The sequence below is a fragment of the Devosia sp. genome, from assembly GCF_017744655.1.
In the GTDB taxonomy this organism is placed as follows: Bacteria; Pseudomonadota; Alphaproteobacteria; order Rhizobiales; family Devosiaceae; genus Devosia.
The window spans coordinates 121,980-142,978 of the sequence record NZ_JAGIAW010000007.1 but is presented as its reverse complement, the minus strand read 5'-3'; the positions used below and the strand labels follow the sequence as shown (position 1 = coordinate 142,978).

The 20,999-nt window shown below is 62.0% G+C and carries 24 protein-coding genes; 22 read left to right on the top strand and 2 right to left on the bottom strand.

All coding sequences use genetic code 11. The annotated features are described in order from the left end of the window. The 4 genes from J7557_RS14385 (at nt 1) to J7557_RS14370 (ending at nt 3,078) form a co-directional block, all read left to right on the top strand. Entirely contained in the window at nt 1-588 is a 588-nt protein-coding gene (locus tag J7557_RS14385; RefSeq protein ID WP_291420744.1) for a 5-formyltetrahydrofolate cyclo-ligase, read from the top strand. Next, on the top strand, nt 585-1,400 hold the full coding sequence (locus tag J7557_RS14380; protein ID WP_291420743.1) for a TIGR00282 family metallophosphoesterase: 816 nt from the start codon (nt 585-587) through the stop codon (nt 1,398-1,400). The genes J7557_RS14385 and J7557_RS14380 overlap by 4 nt, the downstream gene beginning before the upstream one ends. A 162-nt stretch (nt 1,401-1,562) precedes the next feature. Then, on the top strand, nt 1,563-2,309 hold the full coding sequence (locus tag J7557_RS14375) for a YebC/PmpR family DNA-binding transcriptional regulator (RefSeq protein WP_291420742.1): 747 nt from the start codon (nt 1,563-1,565) through the stop codon (nt 2,307-2,309). A 229-nt stretch (nt 2,310-2,538) separates the two neighbouring features. After that, a complete protein-coding gene (locus J7557_RS14370; protein WP_291420741.1) occupies nt 2,539-3,078 on the top strand; it encodes an AAA family ATPase in 540 nt (179 codons plus the stop codon). Between the two features lie 12 nt (nt 3,079-3,090). Here J7557_RS14370 and J7557_RS14365 read toward each other — a convergent pair whose 3' ends face one another. Together J7557_RS14365 and J7557_RS14360 are read right to left on the bottom strand one after the other, a co-directional pair. Continuing rightward, on the bottom strand, nt 3,091-3,873 hold the full coding sequence (locus J7557_RS14365) for a GGDEF domain-containing protein (protein WP_291420740.1): 783 nt from the start codon (nt 3,871-3,873) through the stop codon (nt 3,091-3,093). Between the two features lie 59 nt (nt 3,874-3,932). Then, nucleotides 3,933-4,610 (bottom strand): GGDEF domain-containing protein, encoded by a 678-nt coding sequence (locus tag J7557_RS14360; RefSeq protein ID WP_291420739.1) that lies wholly within the window; start codon nt 4,608-4,610, stop codon nt 3,933-3,935. A gap of 234 nt (nt 4,611-4,844) precedes the next feature. On the opposite strand from J7557_RS14360, the gene ruvC reads away from it, so the two are divergent. From ruvC to glmM, 18 genes are all read left to right on the top strand, one after another. After that, complete coding sequence (ruvC, locus tag J7557_RS14355) at nt 4,845-5,351, top strand: crossover junction endodeoxyribonuclease RuvC (RefSeq protein ID WP_035086831.1); 507 nt, start codon at nt 4,845-4,847, stop codon at nt 5,349-5,351. Continuing rightward, complete coding sequence (gene ruvA / locus J7557_RS14350) at nt 5,348-5,965, top strand: Holliday junction branch migration protein RuvA (protein WP_291420738.1); 618 nt, start codon at nt 5,348-5,350, stop codon at nt 5,963-5,965. Before ruvC ends, ruvA begins: the two co-directional genes overlap by 4 nt. 64 nt (nt 5,966-6,029) lie before the next feature. Continuing rightward, complete coding sequence (locus J7557_RS14345) at nt 6,030-6,314, top strand: AbrB/MazE/SpoVT family DNA-binding domain-containing protein (protein ID WP_291420737.1); 285 nt, start codon at nt 6,030-6,032, stop codon at nt 6,312-6,314. Beyond that, complete coding sequence (locus J7557_RS14340) at nt 6,311-6,709, top strand: PIN domain-containing protein (protein ID WP_291420736.1); 399 nt, start codon at nt 6,311-6,313, stop codon at nt 6,707-6,709. The genes J7557_RS14345 and J7557_RS14340 overlap by 4 nt, the downstream gene beginning before the upstream one ends. After that, the gene (gene ruvB / locus J7557_RS14335) at nt 6,706-7,749 is read left to right on the top strand and encodes a Holliday junction branch migration DNA helicase RuvB (protein ID WP_291420735.1); all 1,044 of its coding nucleotides are present in this window, start codon (nt 6,706-6,708) and stop codon (nt 7,747-7,749) included. Before J7557_RS14340 ends, ruvB begins: the two co-directional genes overlap by 4 nt. Nucleotides 7,750-7,751: 2 nt before the next feature. Beyond that, a complete protein-coding gene (locus J7557_RS14330) occupies nt 7,752-8,606 on the top strand; it encodes a metallophosphoesterase (protein WP_291420734.1) in 855 nt (284 codons plus the stop codon). Next, nucleotides 8,603-9,100 carry an NUDIX domain-containing protein gene (locus J7557_RS14325; RefSeq protein WP_291420733.1) on the top strand — a complete coding sequence of 166 codons (498 nt, stop codon included), beginning with the start codon at nt 8,603-8,605 and terminating at the stop codon, nt 9,098-9,100. The genes J7557_RS14330 and J7557_RS14325 overlap by 4 nt, the downstream gene beginning before the upstream one ends. Then, nucleotides 9,097-9,495 carry a tol-pal system-associated acyl-CoA thioesterase gene (gene ybgC / locus J7557_RS14320; RefSeq protein WP_291420732.1) on the top strand — a complete coding sequence of 133 codons (399 nt, stop codon included), beginning with the start codon at nt 9,097-9,099 and terminating at the stop codon, nt 9,493-9,495. The genes J7557_RS14325 and ybgC overlap by 4 nt, the downstream gene beginning before the upstream one ends. 187 nt (nt 9,496-9,682) lie before the next feature. Next, nucleotides 9,683-10,393, top strand: coding sequence for a protein TolQ (tolQ, locus tag J7557_RS14315; RefSeq protein WP_244446376.1), 711 nt, complete (start codon nt 9,683-9,685; stop codon nt 10,391-10,393). Nucleotide 10,394: 1 nt separating this feature from the next. Then, a complete protein-coding gene (tolR, locus tag J7557_RS14310; protein ID WP_291420731.1) occupies nt 10,395-10,835 on the top strand; it encodes a protein TolR in 441 nt (146 codons plus the stop codon). A gap of 9 nt (nt 10,836-10,844) precedes the next feature. Next, nucleotides 10,845-11,999 (top strand): hypothetical protein, encoded by a 1,155-nt coding sequence (locus J7557_RS14305; protein ID WP_291420730.1) that lies wholly within the window; start codon nt 10,845-10,847, stop codon nt 11,997-11,999. Continuing rightward, nucleotides 11,996-12,349 (top strand): hypothetical protein, encoded by a 354-nt coding sequence (locus J7557_RS14300; RefSeq protein WP_291420729.1) that lies wholly within the window; start codon nt 11,996-11,998, stop codon nt 12,347-12,349. Before J7557_RS14305 ends, J7557_RS14300 begins: the two co-directional genes overlap by 4 nt. Before the next feature lie 64 nt (nt 12,350-12,413). Continuing rightward, the gene (gene tolB / locus J7557_RS14295; protein ID WP_291420728.1) at nt 12,414-13,724 is read left to right on the top strand and encodes a Tol-Pal system beta propeller repeat protein TolB; all 1,311 of its coding nucleotides are present in this window, start codon (nt 12,414-12,416) and stop codon (nt 13,722-13,724) included. 227 nt (nt 13,725-13,951) lie between these two features. Further along, complete coding sequence (pal, locus tag J7557_RS14290; protein WP_291420727.1) at nt 13,952-14,452, top strand: peptidoglycan-associated lipoprotein Pal; 501 nt, start codon at nt 13,952-13,954, stop codon at nt 14,450-14,452. A gap of 217 nt (nt 14,453-14,669) precedes the next feature. Beyond that, nucleotides 14,670-15,704 (top strand): tol-pal system protein YbgF, encoded by a 1,035-nt coding sequence (ybgF, locus tag J7557_RS14285; RefSeq protein WP_291420726.1) that lies wholly within the window; start codon nt 14,670-14,672, stop codon nt 15,702-15,704. Continuing rightward, nucleotides 15,689-16,963 (top strand): tRNA lysidine(34) synthetase TilS, encoded by a 1,275-nt coding sequence (gene tilS / locus J7557_RS14280; protein WP_291420725.1) that lies wholly within the window; start codon nt 15,689-15,691, stop codon nt 16,961-16,963. Before ybgF ends, tilS begins: the two co-directional genes overlap by 16 nt. Nucleotides 16,964-17,600: 637 nt before the next feature. Then, nucleotides 17,601-19,532: an ATP-dependent zinc metalloprotease FtsH gene (gene ftsH / locus J7557_RS14275; RefSeq protein ID WP_291420724.1), complete on the top strand. Its 1,932-nt coding sequence runs from the start codon at nt 17,601-17,603 to the stop codon at nt 19,530-19,532. A 111-nt stretch (nt 19,533-19,643) separates the two neighbouring features. After that, nucleotides 19,644-20,987 carry a phosphoglucosamine mutase gene (glmM, locus tag J7557_RS14270; protein WP_291420723.1) on the top strand — a complete coding sequence of 448 codons (1,344 nt, stop codon included), beginning with the start codon at nt 19,644-19,646 and terminating at the stop codon, nt 20,985-20,987. Nucleotides 20,988-20,999 lie beyond the last annotated feature (12 nt).

Below are 20,999 nucleotides of genomic sequence, written 5' to 3'. Positions count from 1 at the left end.
ATGGTGGAAGACGGAATCGAGGCCGAAAAGGCCCTCCTGCGCAAAACCGCACGGGCGCGCCGCGAGGCACTCGCCCCCGAATTCCGCGCCGAGGCTTCCAGCGCCATTTCCTTCCACTTCTTCGACAAGATCGCCTTCGCCCCCGACGACGCCATTGCGGGCTATTGGCGCATTCGCGACGAAGCCGATTGTCAGCCCATTCTGGTGCGGCTGATGGATGGTGGGCAGACCGTCATTCTGCCGGTGGTCAATGGCCCCGAAGAACCGCTCGAATTCCGCATCTGGGGTGCGGATGCGCCGCTTTACGAAGCCGGGTTCGGCACCCTCGCGCCGTCTGACCTGGCGCCCCGCGCCGAGCCCGATATCATCCTCATGCCGCTTCTCGGTTTCGACAAGGTCGGTACGCGGCTCGGCTATGGCGGGGGCTATTATGACCGCACCCTCGCCGCGCTCCGCAAAAGGCCGATGCTGATCGGCCTCGCCTTCTCAGCGCAGGCCTTCGACAACATTCCGCGCGAACCCCACGATATTCCGCTCGATGCTGTTGTCACCGAAAACGGGGTCGAATTCTTCGAGGCCAATTTATGAAATTGCTTTTTCTGGGTGACGTGGTCGGCAAGTCCGGCCGCGACGCCGTCGCCGAACGCCTGCCCGGGATCATCGCCACCTATGGTTTTGATTTCGTCGTCATCAATGGCGAAAATGCCAGCCATGGCCGCGGCCTGACCGAATCCCATTTCAAGGGCCTGCGCGATGCGGGCGCCGATATCGTGACGCTGGGCGATCACGCCTTCGACCAGCGCGAGGCCCTTTCTTATATCGAGCGCGAAAATACCCTGCTCCGCCCGATCAATTTCGCTCCCGGCGCGCCCGGCCGCGGCGCCATGATGGTCGAAGGCCGCAATGGCCATCGCGTTCTCGTCGTCAATGCCTTGGGCCGTGTCTTCATGCAGCCCATGGACGATCCCTTCCGCGCGGTAGAAGCCGCCCTTGCCGCCGCGCCGCTCGGCGAAGTCGTCGATGCCGTGATCGTGGATTTCCACACCGAGGCGACCTCGGAAATCCAGGGGATGGGCTTCTTCCTCGACGGCAAGGCAACGCTGGTCGTGGGCACCCATACCCATATCCCGACTTCAGATCATCGCATCCTCAGGGGTGGCACGGCCCTTATGGCCGATGCCGGCATGTGCGGGGACTTTGACTCCATCATCGGTGTCGATGCCGAAGAACCGCTCAACCGATTTCTCACCGGCATTCCCAATGGGCGCTTCACCCCGGCCGAAGGCGAAGCGACGCTTTGCGGCGTGGCGGTCGAGACTGATCCCCGGACAGGTCTAGCCAAAAAGGTCCAGCCGGTGCGGATCGGCGGCACGCTGAACCAGGCTTTTCCCGATTTTTGAGGGTTTTGGGACAAGCCCGCCAACGGGCGCCGACCTCGTCCCCTCCACGATGACACGGTGCAAATCGGAGGGATGGCGGGCCTCTCCAATCCGCACACCCTTCCATTTTTCCCCGTCGCCCCCTATAAGCACCTCCAAAATTCGAAAAATCCGAGGTACCGAATGGCAGGCCATTCACACGCCAAGAACATCATGCACCGCAAGGGCAAGAGCGATGCCGTCCGCTCGAAGATCTTCTCCAAGCTCGCCCGCGAAATCACTGTGGCTGCAAAGATGGGCATGCCGGACCCGGCCTTTAACGCCCGTCTGCGCCTGGCCGTTGCCAATGCCCGCGCCCAGTCCATGCCCAAGGACAATATTGACCGCGCCATCAAGAAGGCCCAGGGCAGCGATGGCGAGAACTATGATGAAATCCGCTATGAAGGTTACGGCCCCGGTGGCGTTGCCGTCATCGTCGAGGCGCTGACCGACAATCGCAACCGCACCGCCTCCAACGTGCGCTCCTACTTCTCCAAGAACGGTGGCGCCCTGGGCGAAACCGGTTCGGTCGGCTTCATGTTCGACCGCGTCGGCGAAATCACCTATCCGCGCTCCGCCGGCTCGGACGACAAGGTCATGGAAGCCGCCATCGAGGCTGGCGCCGACGATGTCGAGAGCGACGAGGAAGGCCACTATATCTACACCTCCTTCGAAGCCATGGTCGAAGTGTCCTCGGCCCTCGAAAAGGTGCTGGGCGAGGCAGAGGCTGTAAAGGCCATCTGGAGGCCGCAGAACGAGACCCCGATCGACGCCGAAAAGGGCGCGACGCTGATGAAGCTGATCGCTACGCTCGAAGAAGACGATGACGTGCAGAACGTCTATTCGAACTTCGACATCAGCGAAGAAGACGCGGCCAAGATCGCTGGATAAACCACCCTTTCATCGTCACCACCGGGCTTGTCCTGGTGGTCCATGCTTCCAAAGAACTGGATTGCCGGGACAAGCCCGGCAATGACGACAACGGGGACTGGAAGAGACTGAAGGGCGGCACTGCCGCCCTTTTTCACGCCCGCAACACCAGTTCCTCGCTCTCTATTTCTCCTCGCCTTTTGTTCCACCGACCATCAGGATGGGCCTTTGGTGTGAACGTGGAGGGATTATGCTGGTCGTTCTCAATGGCTATCCTGGCGTGGGAAAGCTCACGATTGCGCAGGAGCTGGCATCACTGCTCGGCGGGCGGCTGCTGGATATTCACACCGTCTACAATGTCGCCTTTGCGCTCACCGAGTTCAAATCGCCTGAGTTCATGGCAGCGGTGGAACAGATCGAGGCGATCGCCTATGGCCTCGTGCGCAGGCTGTCCGACCGGACGCCTGTTGTCATGACAACAGTGCTTGCCGGTGAAAGTGCTTGGGGCGACGCGGAATGGAGCCGCATTGCCGACCTTGGCCGGGATCGGTCGCCTTTCTGTGTGGTGCACGTGCATTGCGATCTCGACGAGAATATTCGTCGCATAGAAGCCGAGGGGCGGGGAGCCAAGAGAAAGCCACGCGACCCGGACATGGCACGCAGAAACCACCGGGAAGCCAAACCTCTCCTGGGCAGCGACGCAGCCAACCTGCTCAAGATTGATGTGACGCGGCTTTCACCCGCCGCGGCGGCAGAGGCCATCGAAAACTGGCTCAGCCGGCTCACCTGACCCCAAGAGCGCTCAAGCCGATTTTCTAAGATCGACCGGCGGCTGATCGAGCGTGTGTACGATTGCCGCTTGATTGCGCCCCGAATGCTTGGCGCCATAGAGCCGCTGGTCGGCAATATGGAAAAGCTCGGTGAAATTGGTCATTCCGTCAAAAACGGCGCCGCCTATGCTCACGGTCAGCGCATAGGCCTGGCCGCGCGGCGAAAACTGGGCCAGTTGCACCGCACGCCGCACGCGTTCGGCCATTTGCTCGGCGTGGCTCTGGTCGACACCGGGCAGGAAAACGCCGAACTCTTCCCCGCCCATGCGACCGATGAGATCACCGGCGCGCAGGACCGAGCGGATCGATCGCGCCAATATGGTCAGGGCCTCGTCACCCGCGTCATGGCCATGCAGGTCATTGATGGCTTTAAAGTTGTCGGCGTCGATGATCAGCAGGGCGCCGGTCTGCGGCCCGACACTGCTCGAAAGGTGCGTTTCCACCTTGGCGGTAAAGGCACCGCGATTGAGACAGGCGGTCAGGCTATCGGTGCGCGCGACAAGGCCCAGCCGACGGTTCATGATGGCGAGTGAGCGAATGCGCATGGAGAGAAAGAAAAACAGCGGCACGGCCAGCAGCAGCGGCAGCACCGTTGCCGAGAGCATGGCCCGGTGCAGCGCCGCGGGGCCGAGATCGGCAAAGGTCACGGCATTGTAGATCAGCGCGATGACGACGCAGGCCAAGGGACCAAAGAGGGTCCAGCGGGCAACGCTGGACCAGCTTTGCAAACCATTAACCGCGCGCGGTGACATCATGCTGGCAACCCCCTTGGTTCGTTATAGATGACGCGAAAAAATAATAGCAAAGCCGACGCTCAGGCCGCCTGGGGCAGGGCGACGCGATCGCGGCCACTCTGTTTGGCACTATAGAGGCGTGCGTCGGCCTCACGGTAAAGGGCCCTGAAAACAATGGGCTTTTCGTGCGCCGCGCCCCCAATGCTGACGGAAAGCGGGCAGGTGATCCCCTCGGGCATAAAGTCGATATCGGCAATGGCCCGACGCACATCGTCGGCAATGCCTTCGGCGCTGGCAAGATCTATATCGGGCAGGTAGATGCCGAATTCCTCGCCGCCCAGGCGCCCGACAAGACCTGAGGGAGGAATGGTCAGGCTCAGGGCATGGGCAATATCGCGCAGCGCTTCGTCGCCCTGGTCATGGCCGAAGCGATCATTGACGGATTTGAAGTGGTCGGCATCGATCACCAGCAGCACGCCGCGGCGGTGCGGCGCGGCACAGTATTTTTCCACGGCCGCCGAAAAGGCGCGGCGGTTGAGAATATTGGTGAGGCCGTCGATCGTGGCGAGCCGGGTCAGCTGCGCATTGGCATGGCGCATGCGCTCGGTGCCGATGGCAAAGGTCAGGATCATCGGGCCGCCGAGACAGATCGGCATAACTATGGAAATGAGCAGCCCGGGCATGTTCACGCCGGCAGAAAAGGTCGCCATGAAAACTACGGTCGCTATCACGGAGATAACGACCGAAAGCCCCATCATCAGAAATGTCTTACGGAAAATCCAAAGCCACGCCTGCTTCGGTAGCGCCGTTGCTAGCCCCGTCATCGTGAATCAGTATCCCTGCGTCCCTCCCCGACACTAGGACCCCGTTTCTGAATTCCCCGTTTCTCCAATGGGTAAATTTTGAGCTATCACAACTCGTTGGTGTCCTGAAGTTTCTGTTTTGTTCACTAGGGCCTTGGTAGGTTCGCCGAAACTGCTAGAAGGATTGCCATGAGCAAGAGTGTTCGAATCATTGGCATCGACCCGGGGCTGCGCCGCTGCGGCTGGGGCATTGTCGATGCGCTCGACAATCGCCTGAGCTTTGTTGCGGCCGGAACGGTGACGCCGCCGATCGATGGCATGCTGGCCGATCGCCTCGCCATGCTGGCCGCCGGCCTCAAGGAAGTGTTGACACAGCACCAGCCCGAGGAAGCGGCGGTCGAAGAAACCTTCGTCAATGCCGGCGCGCGTTCGGCGCTGATCCTGGGCCAGGCGCGCGGCGTCGCGCTCGTCACCCCCGCCCAGCATGGGCTGTTCGTCGCCGAATATGCCACCAATCTCGTCAAGAAATCCGTGGTCGGCACTGGCCACGCGGAAAAGAAACAGGTCGAACTGATGGTGCGCACCTTGCTGCCGACGGCCAATTTCAAGGGCGCCGACGCTTCGGACGCCCTGGCGGTCGCCATCTGCCACGCCCATCATCGGGTTTCCGCACGTCGCATGGGAGCGCTTCTATGATCGGCAAGCTCAAGGGCCTGGTCGACAGTTTTGGGGACGATTGGGTTCTCATCGATTGCGGCGGGGTCTGCTATGAGGTTCACTGTTCCACTCGCACGCTGCAATCCCTGCCGCGCGTCGGCGAGGCCACGGTGGTCTTCATCGAGACCATTCTGCGCGAGGATCTCATCCGCCTCTTCGGCTTTGCCAGCGAAGCGGAAAAATCCTGGTTCCTGCTGCTGACCACCGTGCAGGGGGTGGGCGCCCGCGTCGCGCTCGCCATTCTCTCTGTGCTCTCGCCTTCCGAGCTTTCGAGCGCCATTGCCCTCCAGGACAAGGCCATGGTCGGCCGCGCCAATGGCGTCGGCCCGAAGCTGGCCGTGCGCATCGTCACCGAACTCAAGGGCAAGGTCCCCGCCATCGGCGGCATCGACGCCGGCACGCTGGGCCTGCAGACGGCTCTCGGCGAAGGTGTTGCGCGCAGCAATGTCGCCGACGCCGTCTCCGCCCTCACCAATCTCGGCTATTCCAGCGCCCAGGCTTCGGCGGCCCTGGCGCGCGTGGTGGCCAAAGAGGGTGAGGACACAGCTACGGAAAAGCTCATTCGCCTGGGGCTCAGGGAATTGAGCCAATAAACTTCCTTGCACAACTCCTCATTCCTTACTATTTTTAGAAGTAAGGAATTTTTGGAGCGCAGGAATGGTCGGGTCAAAAAAGGAAGCCTATATCGGTCGGATGACCAGCAAGGGCCAGACCACCGTGCCCAAGGAAGTGCGGGATTTTCTTGGTCTCAGCGAGGGGGCGCAAATGGAGTGGATCATGGATGACGGCAAGGCCATCGTAAGGCCGCGGACCTTGCGGGCTGTCGATCTCGCAGGTTTTCTCGGCAAGCCGCCTAACGGGCGGCGGGCCAGCGTTGAAGACATGGACGAAGCGATTGGGGAAGCGATCGTCGAACGGTTCGAGCGTGCGACGCGCAAATGATCGGCGCCGATACCAATGTCCTGCTGCGTCTCGTTGTTGACGATGACGCGGCCCAGCATGAGCAGGCCAAACAATTCTTCGCTGCGCGCTCGGCTAATGATCCGGCGCACATCAGCCTGATTGTCGTGGCCGAGTTTTCCTGGGCCCTTCGGCGCCTCTATGCCTATGATAGGGACCAGATCGCCGATGTCGTTCTGGCCCTGCTGCAAAGCCCGGATCTGATCGTCGAACGGCGCGATCTGGTCGAAGAGGCCGCGCAGTTGTCGCGCCAGCCGAAGGTTGGTTTGGCCGACACCCTGATCGCCCGCCTCGCCGTTGCCGATGGCTGTCGCTCTGTCGTGACCTTCGACAAGGACGCCGCCAAGCGTATCCCCGGAATGGAACTTCTCGCGTGACCGACTTCACCTCCCCCGCCGCTGGCCGCGACGATAGTCTCGACGTTTCGCTGCGCCCCTCCGGCTTTTCCGATTTCGTCGGTCAGGCCGATGCGCGGGCCAATCTTGAAGTCTTCATCGAGGCCGCCAAGAAGCGCGGCTCGGCGCTCGATCACGTGCTCTTCGTCGGCCCGCCGGGTCTGGGTAAGACCACTCTGGCGCAGATCATCGCCAAGGAACTCGGTGTCGGTTTTCGAGCGACCTCCGGTCCGGTCATCGCCAAGGCCGGCGACCTCGCAGCGCTCCTGACCAATCTCGAAGAGCGCGACGTGCTCTTCATCGACGAAATCCATCGTCTCAACCCGGCGATTGAAGAAGTCCTCTACCCAGCGATGGAAGACTTCCAGCTCGATCTCATCATCGGCGAAGGTCCGGCCGCGCGCTCGGTCCGTATCGACCTCGCCAAATTTACCCTTGTCGGCGCCACCACCCGCGCGGGTCTCCTCACGACACCGCTTCGCGACCGTTTCGGAATTCCCGTCCGGCTCAATTTTTACACCCCACAAGAGCTGGTGCAGATCGTCACGCGCGGCGCGCGCCTCATGGGCACACCCATGTCGCCCGACGGCGCTTTGGAGATCGCGCGACGCTCGCGGGGCACGCCGCGCATTGCCGGCCGCCTGCTGCGACGCGTCATTGACTTTGCCCTTGTCGATGGGGCGTCAGAAGTTAACAGTGTGCTAGCCGATAAGGCACTTCTTCGCCTCGATGTTGACGCGCGCGGGCTCGATCAATTGGATCGCCGCTACCTCACCACCATCGCCGATTTCTACAATGGCGGCCCGGTCGGCATCGAGACCATCGCCGCGGCATTGAGCGAGCCGCGCGATGCCATCGAGGAAATCGTCGAGCCCTATTTGCTGCAGCAGGGCTTCATACAGCGCACCCCGCGTGGCCGCATGCTCACCGCTATCGCCTTCCAACACCTCAATAAAACCGTGCCGCAGGGTTTTGTCGGCATGCAGGCCAGCCTCTTCGAAGAAGCCGGAGACGAGGACTGAGCATGGCGCCACTCCTGCAGCGCCTTCTTAGTCTTTTCGGTGCTCATAGCTGGATCGACGGCGATGATATCACCGTCCGTCGCTATGCGCCGAATCTGCCCAACTGGCCGCAGCACCTCGAACTGCGCATCGCCATGCTCAGCGACTTTCATTTCTCCGAGCCGTGGATCGGGCTACAAGCCCTTGAAGCGATTGTCGAAAAAACCAACGCACTAAAGCCCGATATCATCCTGCTTGTGGGCGATTTCGAAGATGGCCCGCGCTTCAGTCAGCCTGTCGCGCCTGACGATTGGGCCCGCGGCCTCGCTCGCCTGCAAGCGCCCCTCGGCGTCCATGCCGTTCTCGGCAATCACGATTATCCACGTATCATCGCCAAGCGGCATCGTTTTCTGGCTGAGCCTGCGGCAAAGATCGCGCTCGAGAAAGTCGGCATTCCGGTCCACATAAATGACGCTATTCCAATGGCTTGGAGCGGGAAAAACTTCTGGCTGGCAGGCCTTGGTGACCAGTGCACGGAGTACGAAAATGGCTCACCGCTGGCCGATCTAGATGCTACGCTGACCAAGGTGACTGACGACGCTCCCGTCATCCTCATGGCCCATGAGCCCGATATTTTTCCCGAGGTCCCGGCCCGTGTGGCACTGACCCTGTCGGGCCACGTCCATCGCGGCCAGATCCGCTTCTTCGGCTTTGCCCCGGTTGTGCCCTCGCGCTATGGCCGGCGTTATCTTCATGGCCATATCGTTGAAAACAATCGGCATCTCATCGTTGGTGCGGGTCTAGGCCATTCCGGCCTGCCGCTACGCTTCGATGCGGCGCCAGAAATCGTCCTCATAGAATTGGGAGGCCAAGCGTGACCGCTCGCCATGTCCTGAGCTTTCCCATTGGGGAAGGGCGCTTCAATTTCCGCGTTGCCGGGATCATCATTGCGGATGGTCACGTGCTGATCTGCCGCGAGGACGATGACGACTATGCCATGCTGCCCGGGGGGCGCGTCGAACTGGGCGAGGACAGCCTTCTCAGCCTCACCCGTGAGATTGCCGAGGAGATCGCCATGCCGGCCGAAATCGGCTCGATGATCGCCACTTCGGAAAGTTTTTATCGCCGCGAAGGCGAGGATTTTCACGAGCTCGGCTTTTTCTATGGCGTGACGCTGCCGGGGCAGGGGCCGAATGGCAATTCTCCCTGGCTTGAGCGGCAGGACGAGGGGCATGACCTGCAATTCCATTGGGTGCCGCTAGCCGGCGATGAACTCGAAAAATTCAACCTGCTGCCGCGCTGGTTGCCAAAATTCCTGCGCGATCTGCCCAAGACGCATATCCATGTGATCTATGACGAGCGCGGGACATGAGCACGCATCGTTTTCCCGTTCGCATCTATTACGAAGACACCGACTTCTCCGGCTATGTCTATCATGCGGCCTATCTAAAGTTCTTCGAGCGGGGGCGTACCGAGTTTCTGCGCGATCTCGGCATCCATCATTTCGAGCTGATCGAAGACGGCATTGCCTTTGCCGTGCGCAAGATGGAGATCGACTTTCTGAGCGCCGCCAGGATTGACGATCTTCTTAATGTCGAGACCAGAGTTGCCGAGGCGACGCCGGTCCGGCTCGTGCTCGAACAGACAATTCTGCGTGAAGATACCGTTCTTACAAAGGCACGCGTTCTGGTCGTGGCCATCAAGACCACAGGCGGCCCGGTGCGGCTGCCGGCTGGATTACGGGCCCTGTTGCAGGGCGAAACTTGAGGGCGGTCGCCTCGGGAATCGCTTTGTTAACCACTTGGTCACCATAATCGAGTCAAAGGAGCGATTGCGCTACGGAGCGGGCCGAGAGGCCTGTTTTGCAGGGCATTTCTCTTAATTTTGACAGATTCCGCCCCCATCGCACAAAGCATGGGGCCGGGCGCTTGGGCCGGGCCGAAAGGATCACTTCATGGAAGTCATGGATGCAGTGGGAGCGGCCGCTCCACATGCCGACCTGTCCATTTGGGGACTGTTCTGGGCGGCCGACATCGTCGTCAAATCGGTGATGCTGGGCCTGCTCGGTGCCTCGGTCTGGTGCTGGGCCATCATCGTCGACAAGACCATCGCCTATCGCCGCGTCAGCGCGGAAATGAACAATTTCGAAAAGACCTTCTGGTCCGGCCAGTCGCTGGAAGAGCTTTACAAGCAGCAGTCGGAAAAGGCCTCCGGTGGCATGGGCGCCGTCTTCGTCGCCGCCATGAAGGAGTGGAAGCGCAGCCATGAGCAGAACGCGGCGAGCTTTGTCGGCATGCAGCAGCGCCTCGACAAGGTGCTCGATGTCGCCATTTCGCGCGAAAGCGAGTTTCTGGAAAAGCGCCTGGGCTTCCTCGCGACGGTCGGTTCAGCCGGTCCGTTCATCGGCCTGTTCGGCACCGTCTGGGGCATCATGAACGCTTTTACCAATATCGCGGCATCGTCCTCGACCAACCTCGCTGTGGTCGCCGGCCCGATCGCCGAAGCGCTGTTCGCGACCGCCATCGGCCTCGTCGCTGCTATCCCTGCCGTTATCGCCTATAACAAGCTTTCTGCCGACTCGGCCAAGATGATCGGGCGCCTCGAAGGCTTTGCCGACGAGTTCTCGACCATTCTCAGCCGCCAGCTCGAAGCCCGGAGCCGCTGATATGGGCATGGGTGTAGCAGGTGGCGGAGGCGGGGGTGGCGGACGCCGCCGTCGCGGCCGCCGGAAAGCGGTGATGAGCGAAATCAACATCACGCCCATGGTGGACGTGATGCTGGTGCTGCTGATCATCTTCATGGTCGCCGCGCCTATGATGACGGCCGGCGTGCCGGTAGACCTGCCGCAGTCGGCCGCTGCCGACATGCCGAGCCAGACCCAACCGATCACCGTCGCAGTCACGCCCGAGGGCGCCATCTATGTCGATGAGACGCCGGTGGACGAGGCAAGCCTCGTGACGACCGTTGCGGCTCTTGCGACTCCGGAAGACCGAATTTTCCTCCGCGGCGACACCACGGCCAATTATGGCAGCGTGATGCGCGTCATGGGTCTGCTTTCGGCTGCCGGCTATTCCAAGATTGGGCTCGTCACCGAGCGCAGGGAATAGGTCCGCGGCATGCGTACTGGCGTCGCCGTCTCAGTTTCAGCGCATGTGTTGCTGATTGTGCTTGGTCTGATCAGTCTTGGATCGACCGAGCCGCTGACGCCTGTCACCGCGTCGATTTCGGTGGATCTCGTTCCCATCGAAGAATATTCCAATATCCGCGCCGGCCAGCTCGACAGCACTGTCGTCGAAACTGACACGCCGTCGATCGTTGAAAGCGATCAGCCCGCCGAACTGGCGCAGCCCACCGGCAATACGCAGGAAGATCAGCCAACGCCATCGCCTGCCGATATCCCGACGCCGCAGCCGGTGACCGAGACGGCCCCGGCGCCCGAACCCGCGCCGCAGCCGGAGCCGGTTCCAGAACCTACGCCTGAACCGGAGCCGGCCCCCGAGCCTGCTCCGACCCCGGAACCCGCGCCGCAGCCTGCCCCGACGCCCACTCCGCCGACGCCGCAGACGCGTCCGCAGCCTGCGCCCACGCCAGCACCGACCCCGGAGCCCGAACCGGCTCCGGAACCGACGCCTACGCCCGCCCCTGAGCCGACCCCGGAACCCGAGCCTACGACACCTGCTGTCGCGGCGCCGACCCCGGCTGCCCGTCCGAGCAATCTGGCTCAACTGCGTCAGCAATTCGCTGCCGCTGAAGCTGAGCGCAAGAAGCGCGAGGAAGAACAGCGCCAGCGTCAGGCCGCTGCTGCCGCTGCGCAAAACCAGTCGCAATCGCAGACCCCGCGGCCGACCCAGCCTGGGCCAACCCAGCTCGATTCCGATCTTGCCGACGACATCGCTTCGATCATCAACAATGCCCCCACGACCGGTGGCACAACTGGTCAGGGTGGTTCTCCGACCTTGGGTGACACCACCGGCACCTCGGCCCGTCTCAGTCAGACGGCCATTGACGGGCTCGTGGCGCGCATCAAGAATTGCTGGAACCTGCTACCGAGCGATTTCAATTCCGGTATGAACGTCACCCTGCGCGTTTCGATGAACCAGGACGGTAGCGTCAACGGCACGCCGCAGATCGTTTCGGCCGACCAGACCCCCGCCGGCCAGGCCATTGCCCGCGCCGCCCAGCGTGCCGTCGTCCAGTGCGGTCCCTATACGATGCTGTCTGCGGACTCCTTCAGCGAGTGGCGCTCGATCGAAGTGGAGCTCCGCCCATGATGTTTTTCCGCGCGCTCGCTGCTTCATGCCTCGCGGTATTGTTCGCCGCCAGCCCGGTCCAGGCCCAGGAGGTCAGCCAGGCGGAGATCGGGGGTTTCCTTCAGCAGGTGAAGTCGTGCTGGGCGCTGACGCCTGACGATGCTGCCTCCGGTCTCAGCGTAAAAATCCGCATGGAGCTCGACCCCGCCGGGGCTATCCTGAGGACCGAAATCATCGACGCCAATAAGTCCGCAGCCGGGCGACACATCGCAACGGGTGCCATTCGTGCACTGGAACGATGCGCGCCCTATTCCTTTTCTGCAGAGACGTACGAGCAATGGAAGACGCTCGAGATCGAACTGCAACCGTGACCTTGAATTTGCCCTGTTGCTGGCCAAAAACCGGCCAAACGGCGAAATTGGAGACAACCAACTCATGACGCTTCTTACCCGTCGCTCTGCGCTCAAGCTTGGCCTGGCCGGTGGCGCCCTGCTGGCAACCTCTCCCATGGCTATGGCGCAGCTGCGCATCGTGGTGGAGGGGGCCAATTTTCAGCCCCTGCCGATCGCCATCCCGGACTTTGCCTCGTCGGACCCGACCTTTGGGCGCGAGATCGCCGACATCGTGCGCAACAACCTGCGCCGTTCGGGCCTCTTCCTGCCGCTCGATCCGGCTTCGCTGCCGGTCCAGGCGGGCGATGTCAACGGCACGCCCGATTTCAACGTCTGGCGCACGGCGAATGTCGATGCGCTGGTCATGGGCTCGGTCGAGCGCGGCGGGCAGATTTCCTCCTCCGTCCGCGTCTGGGATACCCAGCAGGCCGCGCAGGTCGTGGGCAAGAGCTATAATACCGATCCCAATTCGGCGCGCCGCATCGGCCATATCGTCTCCGACGCCATCTATGAGCAGCTGGCCGGCGGTACGGGCTATTTCGATACCCGCGTCATCTACACTGCCGAAAGCGGCCCCAAGGCCAACCGCACCCGTCGCCTCGCCATCATGGATCAGGACGGCGCCAATGTGCAGTATCTGACCGACGGGGCGTCCATGGCGCTCACGCCGCGCTTCTCGCCCAATGGCGATCTCGTCACTTATATGAACTTTGCCGATGGCAATCCGCAGGTCTATCTGCTGCAGCTCTCCTCGGGTCGCCAGCAGCGTCTGGCCAATGTCGGCGCCATGACCTTCGCTCCGCGCTTCTCGCCCGATGGCGGCACGGTCGCCTTTTCGGTGGAGCAGGGCGGCGCAACCAATATTTATGCCGTCAGCACCAATGGCGGCCAGCCTGCACAGCTCACCTCCGGCGCGGCCATTGACACTGGTCCGTCTTACTCGCCCGATGGCGGCCGCATCGTCTTCGAAAGCGACCGTGGCGGCTCGCCCCAGATCTACATGATGGGTGCCGGCGGCGGTAACGCGCAGCGCATCAGCTTCGGTCAGGGCAGCTATTCCACTCCGGTCTGGTCCCCCAAGGGCGATCTCATCGCCTTTACCCGCCAGTCGGGCGGCCAGTTCCACATCGGTATCATGGCCCCCGATGGCTCGGGGGAGCGCCTCCTCTATTCGAGCTACCATGCCGAAGGTCCAACCTGGGCGCCCAATGGCCGCGTCATCATGTTCTTCCAGGACCCGGGCGGCAATGACGGCCCGCGCCTGATGAGCGTCGATATCTGGGGCCGCAATCCCCAGACCATCGCGACGGAAAGCTACGCTTCGGACCCGTCCTGGTCGGGGCTGCGGAGCTGATTTGGGAGGGGGCTGCGGCCCCCTTTTTCGTCTCTGAGACCCACGTCGCTTAACCTTAACGTGATCGGCCGTTGAGCCTGTTGCCCAAGTGCAACATCACGAAAAAGCCCGGATTCCCGCCACACTCGCGCCTGAATAGGCAAAGATTAACCATTCTGGCGAACCCGTTTTTAAGATTAAGCGCGGTAAATGCTGCACTTAAGATTGTTGCCTTTTTGGAGCTACCCGTGGCCATTCCCGCACCATTTTCGACCGCGTTGCGCGCTGCCGCGATGCTGTTTTTCGTCGTCGTCGTCGCTGCCTGTTCGCGCAGTTCCAATGATGCTGTCGGTCTTACCGGCGCCGGTAATCTCGGCCCGGGTGGTGGTGCTCCGGGCAGCCAGCAGGAATTCATCGTCACCGTCGGCGACCGCGTTTTCTTCACGACCGATTCGAGCTCGTTGACCTCGGAAGCCATGGCTACCCTCGACAAGCAGGCCGCCTGGCTCAACCAGTACCAGAACTATCGCGTGATGATCGAAGGCCATGCCGACGAACGCGGGACCCGCGAATACAATATCGCCCTCGGCGCCCGCCGCGCCTCGGTGGTCGTGAACTATCTCGTTTCCAAGGGTGTCAACGGCCAGCGCATCACCAGCCAGTCCTTCGGCAAGGAGCGTCCGGTCGCCATCTGCAACGACATTTCCTGCTGGAGCCAGAACCGCCGCGCGGTCACGGTGGTCCAGTAAAAATCGGGGCGGCAGAATGCCGCTACCGCATCGGATTTCCCGAAAACCGCCAACACTTTTCGGTCCGATGCTCAAAATTCCAGTCGCAAGAACTGGAGGCAAGGAACGCCCGGTGCCACGAAAGTGGGCCGGGTGTTTTGTTTTGACCAAAATTGGCCTTTATCAAGAGGCCAAAGATACCCATCTTGTCGCGCATCGACCCATTGGAGAAAACGGCGTGAAGTTCGGAACGTTCAACAGAAAGGCGCGCGCCGGTTTGTGCGCCATCGCCATCGGGCTGGGGCTCCTGCCCGCGGCAAATGCGCAAACCCTTCCTCCCGCCGAATTGGGCGGTCTCTCCTTCACCAATACCCAACCCGAACGCGTTCTCGTGGCCCAGGCCGATCAGGCCCAGGTGCTGGTGCGCATGCAGCAGCTCGAAGAGCAGATTCGCCTGCTCAACGGCCAGATCGAGGGCCTGACTTTCCAGCTCACCCAGATGCAGGAAATCGTCAACCGCATGCAGGAAGACAATGAGTTCCGCTTCCAGCAGCTGGAAGGCGGTGCTGGGGGAAAAACTGAGGCGGCGACCCAACCTGGTGGCGTGACGCCGCCCGCGGTGTCGCCGCAGACCCAAGTCCAGGCCCCGACCGGTGAAGATGCCGTACCGCTGACCCAGATCCCCGAACAGGGCGTCAAGCCGCTGCCGGGTGAGGCCGAATTCGATCCGACCTTTGACGATCAATCGGCCTTGCCGATGGATGATCTTGGCAATTCGTCCGATCCGCTGGTGGGCACCGGGCAGACCGGTGGCATTGACCTGACCACCGGCCAGCCGCTTGATCTCAGCTACAATCCGGCCACGGTTTCGACCGGCGATGCCGATGCCGATGCGCAGTTTGCCGCCGGCTACGAGGCCTATGCGTCCGGCGACTATGCCTTTGCCGCCGATCAGTTCGACCAGTTCGTGTCGCTCTATCCCGACAATCCGCAGGTGCCGGAAGCTGCCAATTTCCTCGGCGATGCGCTTCTTACCCAGGGTTCCTACGATCAGGCGGCCGAAGTGCTGCTCGATACGTTCCAGAAGCATCCCAATAGTCCCCGCTCGCCCGATCTCCTGCTGAAGCTCGGCATGGCGCTTTCCGGCGCCGGTGAGCGCGAAACCGCCTGCCGCACCTTCAACGAGGTCGACAAGCGCTATACGACCCAACCTCCGGCTTTCGTCGCGCGGCTTGCCGAGGAGAAAGCCAAGGCCGAATGCCCGCCAGCCTGACCCCGGATCTCGCTGATCAGGCGACGCTGGCAAATCTGTTTGCGCCCATCTCAGGCGAGGCCGTCATTGGTCTCGCCGTTTCCGGCGGCCCCGATAGTCTGGCGCTCATGCTCCTCGCCCATCGCTGGCTTTCGGGCGTCGAAACATCTCCCGGGATCGTCGTCTATAGCCTCGACCATGGTCTTCGGCCCGAGGCCGCCGACGAGGTCGCCATGGTCGCGGCCGAAGCGGCAAAGCTCGGCTTCGAATTTCGGGCACTCAAATGGAGCGAGGGCCATCCTGAAACAGGCCTTCAGGAAGCGGCGCGACAGGCCCGCTACCAGCTCATCGGTGAGGCGATGGCCGCGGACGGGGCAAAGGTCCTGCTGACCGCCCATCATCGCGCCGATCAGGCCGAAACCATTTTGATGCGTTTGGCCCATGGCAGCGGGCTCGATGGCCTAAAGGGCATGGTGCCATTTTCCGAGGTCGAAGGCGTACGGGTTTTCCGGCCGCTGCTCGATGTCGAGCCGGCCGCGCTTGGCGTGATCGTGGAAGAGGCGGGTCTTGTGCCCGCGCATGATCCTTCCAACAGTGACAATACGTATGAACGCGTCCGCTGGCGCCGTCTCTTGCCATCGTTGGCGCAGGAGGGGCTTGATGGCGCGGCCCTGTCGCGTTTTGCCGCCCGTATGGCCGAGGCGGATCAGGCCCTGGCCCAACTCGCCGATGCCGCCTTTGCCGAACTGGTTGTAGTCGATGGTTTCGGCGCGGCTTCCCTGCCACTCGAAGCCCTGAACCAGCTTGGACCAGCAACGGGTCGCCGTGTGCTGAGCCGCATCCTTGCCGTTGTCGGCGGACGGCAGAAGCCGCGTGCCCTCGGGCAGGTCGAGCGGCTCTTTGAACAGATCACCACCAATGCATTGCCCCGCGGCACGACCTTGCTCGGCACCGTCATCCGCATCAAGGACGGTTTTGTGACCATTGCTCGTGAGCCGGGCAGGACGCTGCCCGAGGACCAGACCTTGCCGCCCGATGCCGTGCTGGTCTGGGACGAGCGTTTCGAGATCACCAATGCGTCGGTCGAACCTGGCTTTGTCGCCTCCGCCACCGATTTCTTCCCGCGCCACCGTCTCGAAGAAGTCTTGGGGTTTAAGGTGACGACACCGGCCGAGGCGATCCGAACGGCACCCATTGTGCGCGATGCAAACGGAGCGGTGCTGTCGCTGGGTGGCTGGTCGTTCGATGATCGGATCAAGGTGAGGGTGCTGGTGGATTAGCCACCGCCCCCATCCATCGTCATTGCCGGGCTTGTCCCGGCAATCCATCTCGCTTCCCTCCCACACCGCGTCATTCCCGCGAAAGCGGGAATCCCGCTGCCGTTAAACAGAGATCCCCGCTTTCGCGGGGATGACACCGTGGTTTGGGGCGGGATGGACTTATCCATCTTATCCCCGCCCCCAATTATGCCCTCATAATAGTCCCATCCAACCTCGCACGGACGGTCTGCAGACGACAGTAGCGAGGGGGCCCGGCGCTGGATCGTCTCCAGCGTACGTTCGGGGCTGGCCGCCTGCGACGAGCGATCAATGGTCGCCGATAGTTCCCGCCCGAAAAGAGGGCACTCCGGAGCGGTATCCGCTTCATCTACAAAATACTTCGAGGCGAATGCCGCTCCGGGGTCCGTCCACCAAACTAGTCCCGCGACATATCGTCGGCGGGAGCGAGATGCTATGATAGAACAGGTACTCCCGCCGGAACCGCCTCAGGCCATATCCCGTTAACCCCGTCGCGACAAAATGACTGGACGTAAAGGCCGGGACGCCGCAGGTGTTGCCCTTGTAACGCCCCAATGACGGTCTTACATTCGGCCTAATGCTGCCGCGTCGCGCGCTGGCTTCCTCCGGGACAGGATTGATGAACGGAAATTTCCGCAACTTTGCCATCTGGCTAGTCATTCTCTTTATGCTGATGGGCCTGTTCCAGGTCTTTCAGTCATCTACGCGCACCATGTCGGTGGGCGAAAAGAGCTATAGCCAGTTCGTGACCGACGTCGACGCGGGTCGCGTTTCCAGCGTGACCATTACCAATGACGTCGTTTCCGGCGTTCTCAACGACGGCACGCGGTTCGAGACCATCGTTCCGGCCGGCGCTGACATGATCTCACGCCTCGAGGCGCAGGACGTGTCGATCACGGCCCGCGCGCCGGAATCGAGCCCGTTCTGGTCGATCCTGCTCTCGTCCTGGCTTCCGTTCATCGTCATCATCGGTGTGTGGTTCTTCTTCATACGCCAGATGCAGGGCGGTGGCCGTGGCGGCGCCATGGGCTTTGGCAAGTCGCGCGCCAAGCTTCTTACCGAAACTCAGGGCAAGGTGACGTTCGAAGACGTCGCCGGCGTCGATGAAGCCAAGCAAGACCTCGAAGAAATCGTCGAATTCTTGCGCGATCCCGGCAAGTTCCAGCGCCTGGGCGGTCGTATTCCGCGCGGCGTGCTGCTCGTCGGCCCTCCGGGTACCGGTAAGACGCTGCTCGCCCGCTCGGTTGCCGGCGAAGCCAATGTGCCGTTCTTCACCATTTCCGGTTCCGACTTCGTCGAAATGTTCGTCGGTGTCGGCGCCAGCCGCGTCCGCGACATGTTCGAGCAGGCCAAGAAGAATGCCCCGTGCATCATCTTCATCGACGAAATCGACGCCGTCGGTCGCCAGCGTGGCGCCGGTCTTGGCGGCGGTAACGACGAACGCGAACAGACCCTCAACCAGCTTCTCGTCGAGATGGACGGCTTCGAAGCCAATGAAGGCATCATCCTGATCGCCGCGACCAACCGCCCCGACGTGCTCGACCCCGCGCTGCTGCGTCCGGGCCGTTTCGACCGTCAGGTCGTCGTGCCGAACCCGGACGTGTCGGGCCGCGAAAAGGTTCTGAAGGTTCACGTCCGCAAGGTGCCGCTGGCTCCCGACGTCGACCTCAAGGTTCTGGCTCGCGGTACCCCGGGTTTCTCGGGCGCAGACCTGATGAACCTCGTCAACGAAGCTGCCCTGATGGCGGCGCGCAAGAACAAGCGCTTCGTCACGCATCAGGAATTCGAAGACGCCAAGGACAAGATCATGATGGGCGCCGAGCGCCGCACCATGGCCATGACCGATGACGAGAAGAAGCTGACTGCCTATCACGAAGCTGGCCATGCCATCATCGCGCTCAAGGTTGCCGGCATTGATCCGATCCACAAGGCCACCATCATCCCGCGCGGCCGTGCGCTGGGCATGGTGATGACCCTGCCTGAAAATGACAGCTACTCGTTCAGCCGTGAGAAGGCTCTAGCCCGCCTCACCATGCTGTTCGGTGGTCGCGAAGCCGAAATCATCAAGTTCGGTCCGGCAAAGGTCACTTCGGGCGCTTCGGGCGATATCCAGATGGCGACGAGCCTTGCCCGGTCTATGGTGATGGAATGGGGCATGAGCGAAAAGCTCGGCCGCGTGCGCTATAAGTCCAATGATCAGGAAGTGTTCCTCGGCCATTCGGTTACCCAGTCCCAGCACATGTCGGATGACACCGCCAAGCTGATCGACCAGGAAGTGCGCAAGCTCATCGAAGATGGCGAAGCCTCGGCCCGCAATATCCTGACGACCTACAATGACCAGTGGGAAGCCATCGCTCAGGCGCTGCTTGAATTCGAGACGCTGACCGGCGACGAACTCCGCGCCCTGATGGATGGCAAGCAGCCGACGCGCCCTGAAGACGGCGGTCCCGCCGTACCGAAGGCGACCGGCGTGCCGACCGCCGGCAAGTCGGGCAAGAAGCGGCCGGATGCGCCGCCGGAACCGGGCATGGAGCCGCAGCCCGAGAGCTGAGGCTAGTTTTCCAAGGGCCACCCAAGGGTGGCCCTTTTCTTGTTCAATTGACTGCGCTACTTGCCACGAAAGTGGTATTAAGCTTTCAAGACCAGTATCGGGGGGACCGCGATGGCCCGTAAATATTTCGGCACGGACGGCATTCGGGGCATGGCCAATGGCGACAAGCTGACGCCCGATCTCGCCATGAAGGTCGGCATGGCTGCCGGCACCAAGTTCGTCCGCGGCGAGCACCGCAATCGCGTCGTCATCGGCAAGGATACGCGCCGCTCGGGCTATATGCTGGAAAATGCCTTGGGTGCGGGTTTTACCGCGGTGGGCATGGATGTCTATTTCCTCGGGCCGATGCCGACGCCGGCCGTCGCCATGCTGACCCGTTCGCTGCGCGCGGATCTCGGCGTAATGATCTCCGCCTCGCACAACCCTTATGAAGACAATGGCATCAAGTTCTTCCGTCCCGACGGCTACAAGCTCAGCGACGAGGTCGAAGCCGAGATCGAGCGACTGATCGAGACCGATACGTCAAAACTCTTGGCACATGGCATGGAAATCGGCCGCGCCTATCGCGACGAGGAAGCTCGTACCCGCTATATCGAATATGCCAAGCGCACCCTGCCACGCGGAGTCGATCTCTCGGGCCTGCGCGTGGTCCTCGATTGCGCCAATGGCGCCGCTTACAAGGTCGCTCCGGTGGCGCTCTGGGAGCTGGGCGCCGAGGTGATCGCCATCGGCGTCGAGCCCAATGGCTATAATATCAATCACAAGGTCGGCTCCACCGCACCAGAGGCCGTTGCGGCCAAGGTCAAGGAAGTGCGCGCCGATATCGGCATCGCGCTCGATGGCGACGCGGATCGTGTCATCATCATCGACGAGAAGGGCAATGTGGTGGATGGCGACCAGTTCATGGCCGTTATCGCCCAGAGCTGGCTCGAACGCGAAATGCTGGTCGGTGGCGGCATCGTCGCCACCATCATGAGCAATCTCGGCCTCGAACGCTATCTGACCGGCCTCGGCCTCACGCTCGAACGCACCCAGGTGGGTGACCGCTATGTGCTCGAAGCCATGCGCTCCAAGGGTTTTAACGTCGGCGGCGAACAGTCCGGCCACATCATCCTTTCCGATTTCACCACAACGGGCGATGGCCTTGTGGCGGCGCTGCAATTGCTCTCGGTGCTGAAGCAACAGAACATTCCGATTTCGGAGATCTGCCACCGCTTCGAAAAAGTGCCGCAGCTTCTGCGCAATGTTCGCTTCAAGTCCGGCAAGCCGCTCGACGACAAGCACGTCAAGCAGGCAATTGCCGATGCGCAGTCGACCCTCGGTAGCGCCGGCCGCCTCGTCGTGCGCGCCTCCGGCACCGAGCCGGTGATCCGCGTCATGGGCGAAGCGGACGATGCGGCGCTGGTCGAAAATATCGTCGGCCAGGTCGAAGCGGCCATCCGGCAGATCGCGTAGGGCTTCGTTAGG

Bases quoted from the DNA above. Each gene is read 5' to 3' on its own strand.
- ruvA (WP_291420738.1), top strand. From the start codon at position 5,348: ATGATCGGCAAGCTCAAGGGCCTGGTCGACAGTTTTGGGGACGATTGG.
- J7557_RS14345 (WP_291420737.1), top strand. From the start codon at position 6,030: ATGGTCGGGTCAAAAAAGGAAGCCTATATCGGTCGGATGACCAGCAAG.
- ftsH (WP_291420724.1), top strand. From the start codon at position 17,601: ATGAACGGAAATTTCCGCAACTTTGCCATCTGGCTAGTCATTCTCTTT.
- tolR (WP_291420731.1), top strand. From the start codon at position 10,395: ATGGGCATGGGTGTAGCAGGTGGCGGAGGCGGGGGTGGCGGACGCCGC.
- J7557_RS14365 (WP_291420740.1), bottom strand. From the start codon at position 3,873: ATGATGTCACCGCGCGCGGTTAATGGTTTGCAAAGCTGGTCCAGCGTT.
- J7557_RS14375 (WP_291420742.1), top strand. From the start codon at position 1,563: ATGGCAGGCCATTCACACGCCAAGAACATCATGCACCGCAAGGGCAAG.
- tolB (WP_291420728.1), top strand. From the start codon at position 12,414: ATGACGCTTCTTACCCGTCGCTCTGCGCTCAAGCTTGGCCTGGCCGGT.
- J7557_RS14305 (WP_291420730.1), top strand. From the start codon at position 10,845: ATGCGTACTGGCGTCGCCGTCTCAGTTTCAGCGCATGTGTTGCTGATT.
- glmM (WP_291420723.1), top strand. From the start codon at position 19,644: ATGGCCCGTAAATATTTCGGCACGGACGGCATTCGGGGCATGGCCAAT.
- tolQ (WP_244446376.1), top strand. From the start codon at position 9,683: ATGGAAGTCATGGATGCAGTGGGAGCGGCCGCTCCACATGCCGACCTG.
- J7557_RS14360 (WP_291420739.1), bottom strand. From the start codon at position 4,610: ATGATGGGGCTTTCGGTCGTTATCTCCGTGATAGCGACCGTAGTTTTC.
- J7557_RS14380 (WP_291420743.1), top strand. From the start codon at position 585: ATGAAATTGCTTTTTCTGGGTGACGTGGTCGGCAAGTCCGGCCGCGAC.
- J7557_RS14340 (WP_291420736.1), top strand. From the start codon at position 6,311: ATGATCGGCGCCGATACCAATGTCCTGCTGCGTCTCGTTGTTGACGAT.
- J7557_RS14370 (WP_291420741.1), top strand. From the start codon at position 2,539: ATGCTGGTCGTTCTCAATGGCTATCCTGGCGTGGGAAAGCTCACGATT.
- ruvC (WP_035086831.1), top strand. From the start codon at position 4,845: ATGAGCAAGAGTGTTCGAATCATTGGCATCGACCCGGGGCTGCGCCGC.
- tilS (WP_291420725.1), top strand. From the start codon at position 15,689: ATGCCCGCCAGCCTGACCCCGGATCTCGCTGATCAGGCGACGCTGGCA.
- J7557_RS14300 (WP_291420729.1), top strand. From the start codon at position 11,996: ATGATGTTTTTCCGCGCGCTCGCTGCTTCATGCCTCGCGGTATTGTTC.
- J7557_RS14385 (WP_291420744.1), top strand. From the start codon at position 1: ATGGTGGAAGACGGAATCGAGGCCGAAAAGGCCCTCCTGCGCAAAACC.
- J7557_RS14330 (WP_291420734.1), top strand. From the start codon at position 7,752: ATGGCGCCACTCCTGCAGCGCCTTCTTAGTCTTTTCGGTGCTCATAGC.
- ybgC (WP_291420732.1), top strand. From the start codon at position 9,097: ATGAGCACGCATCGTTTTCCCGTTCGCATCTATTACGAAGACACCGAC.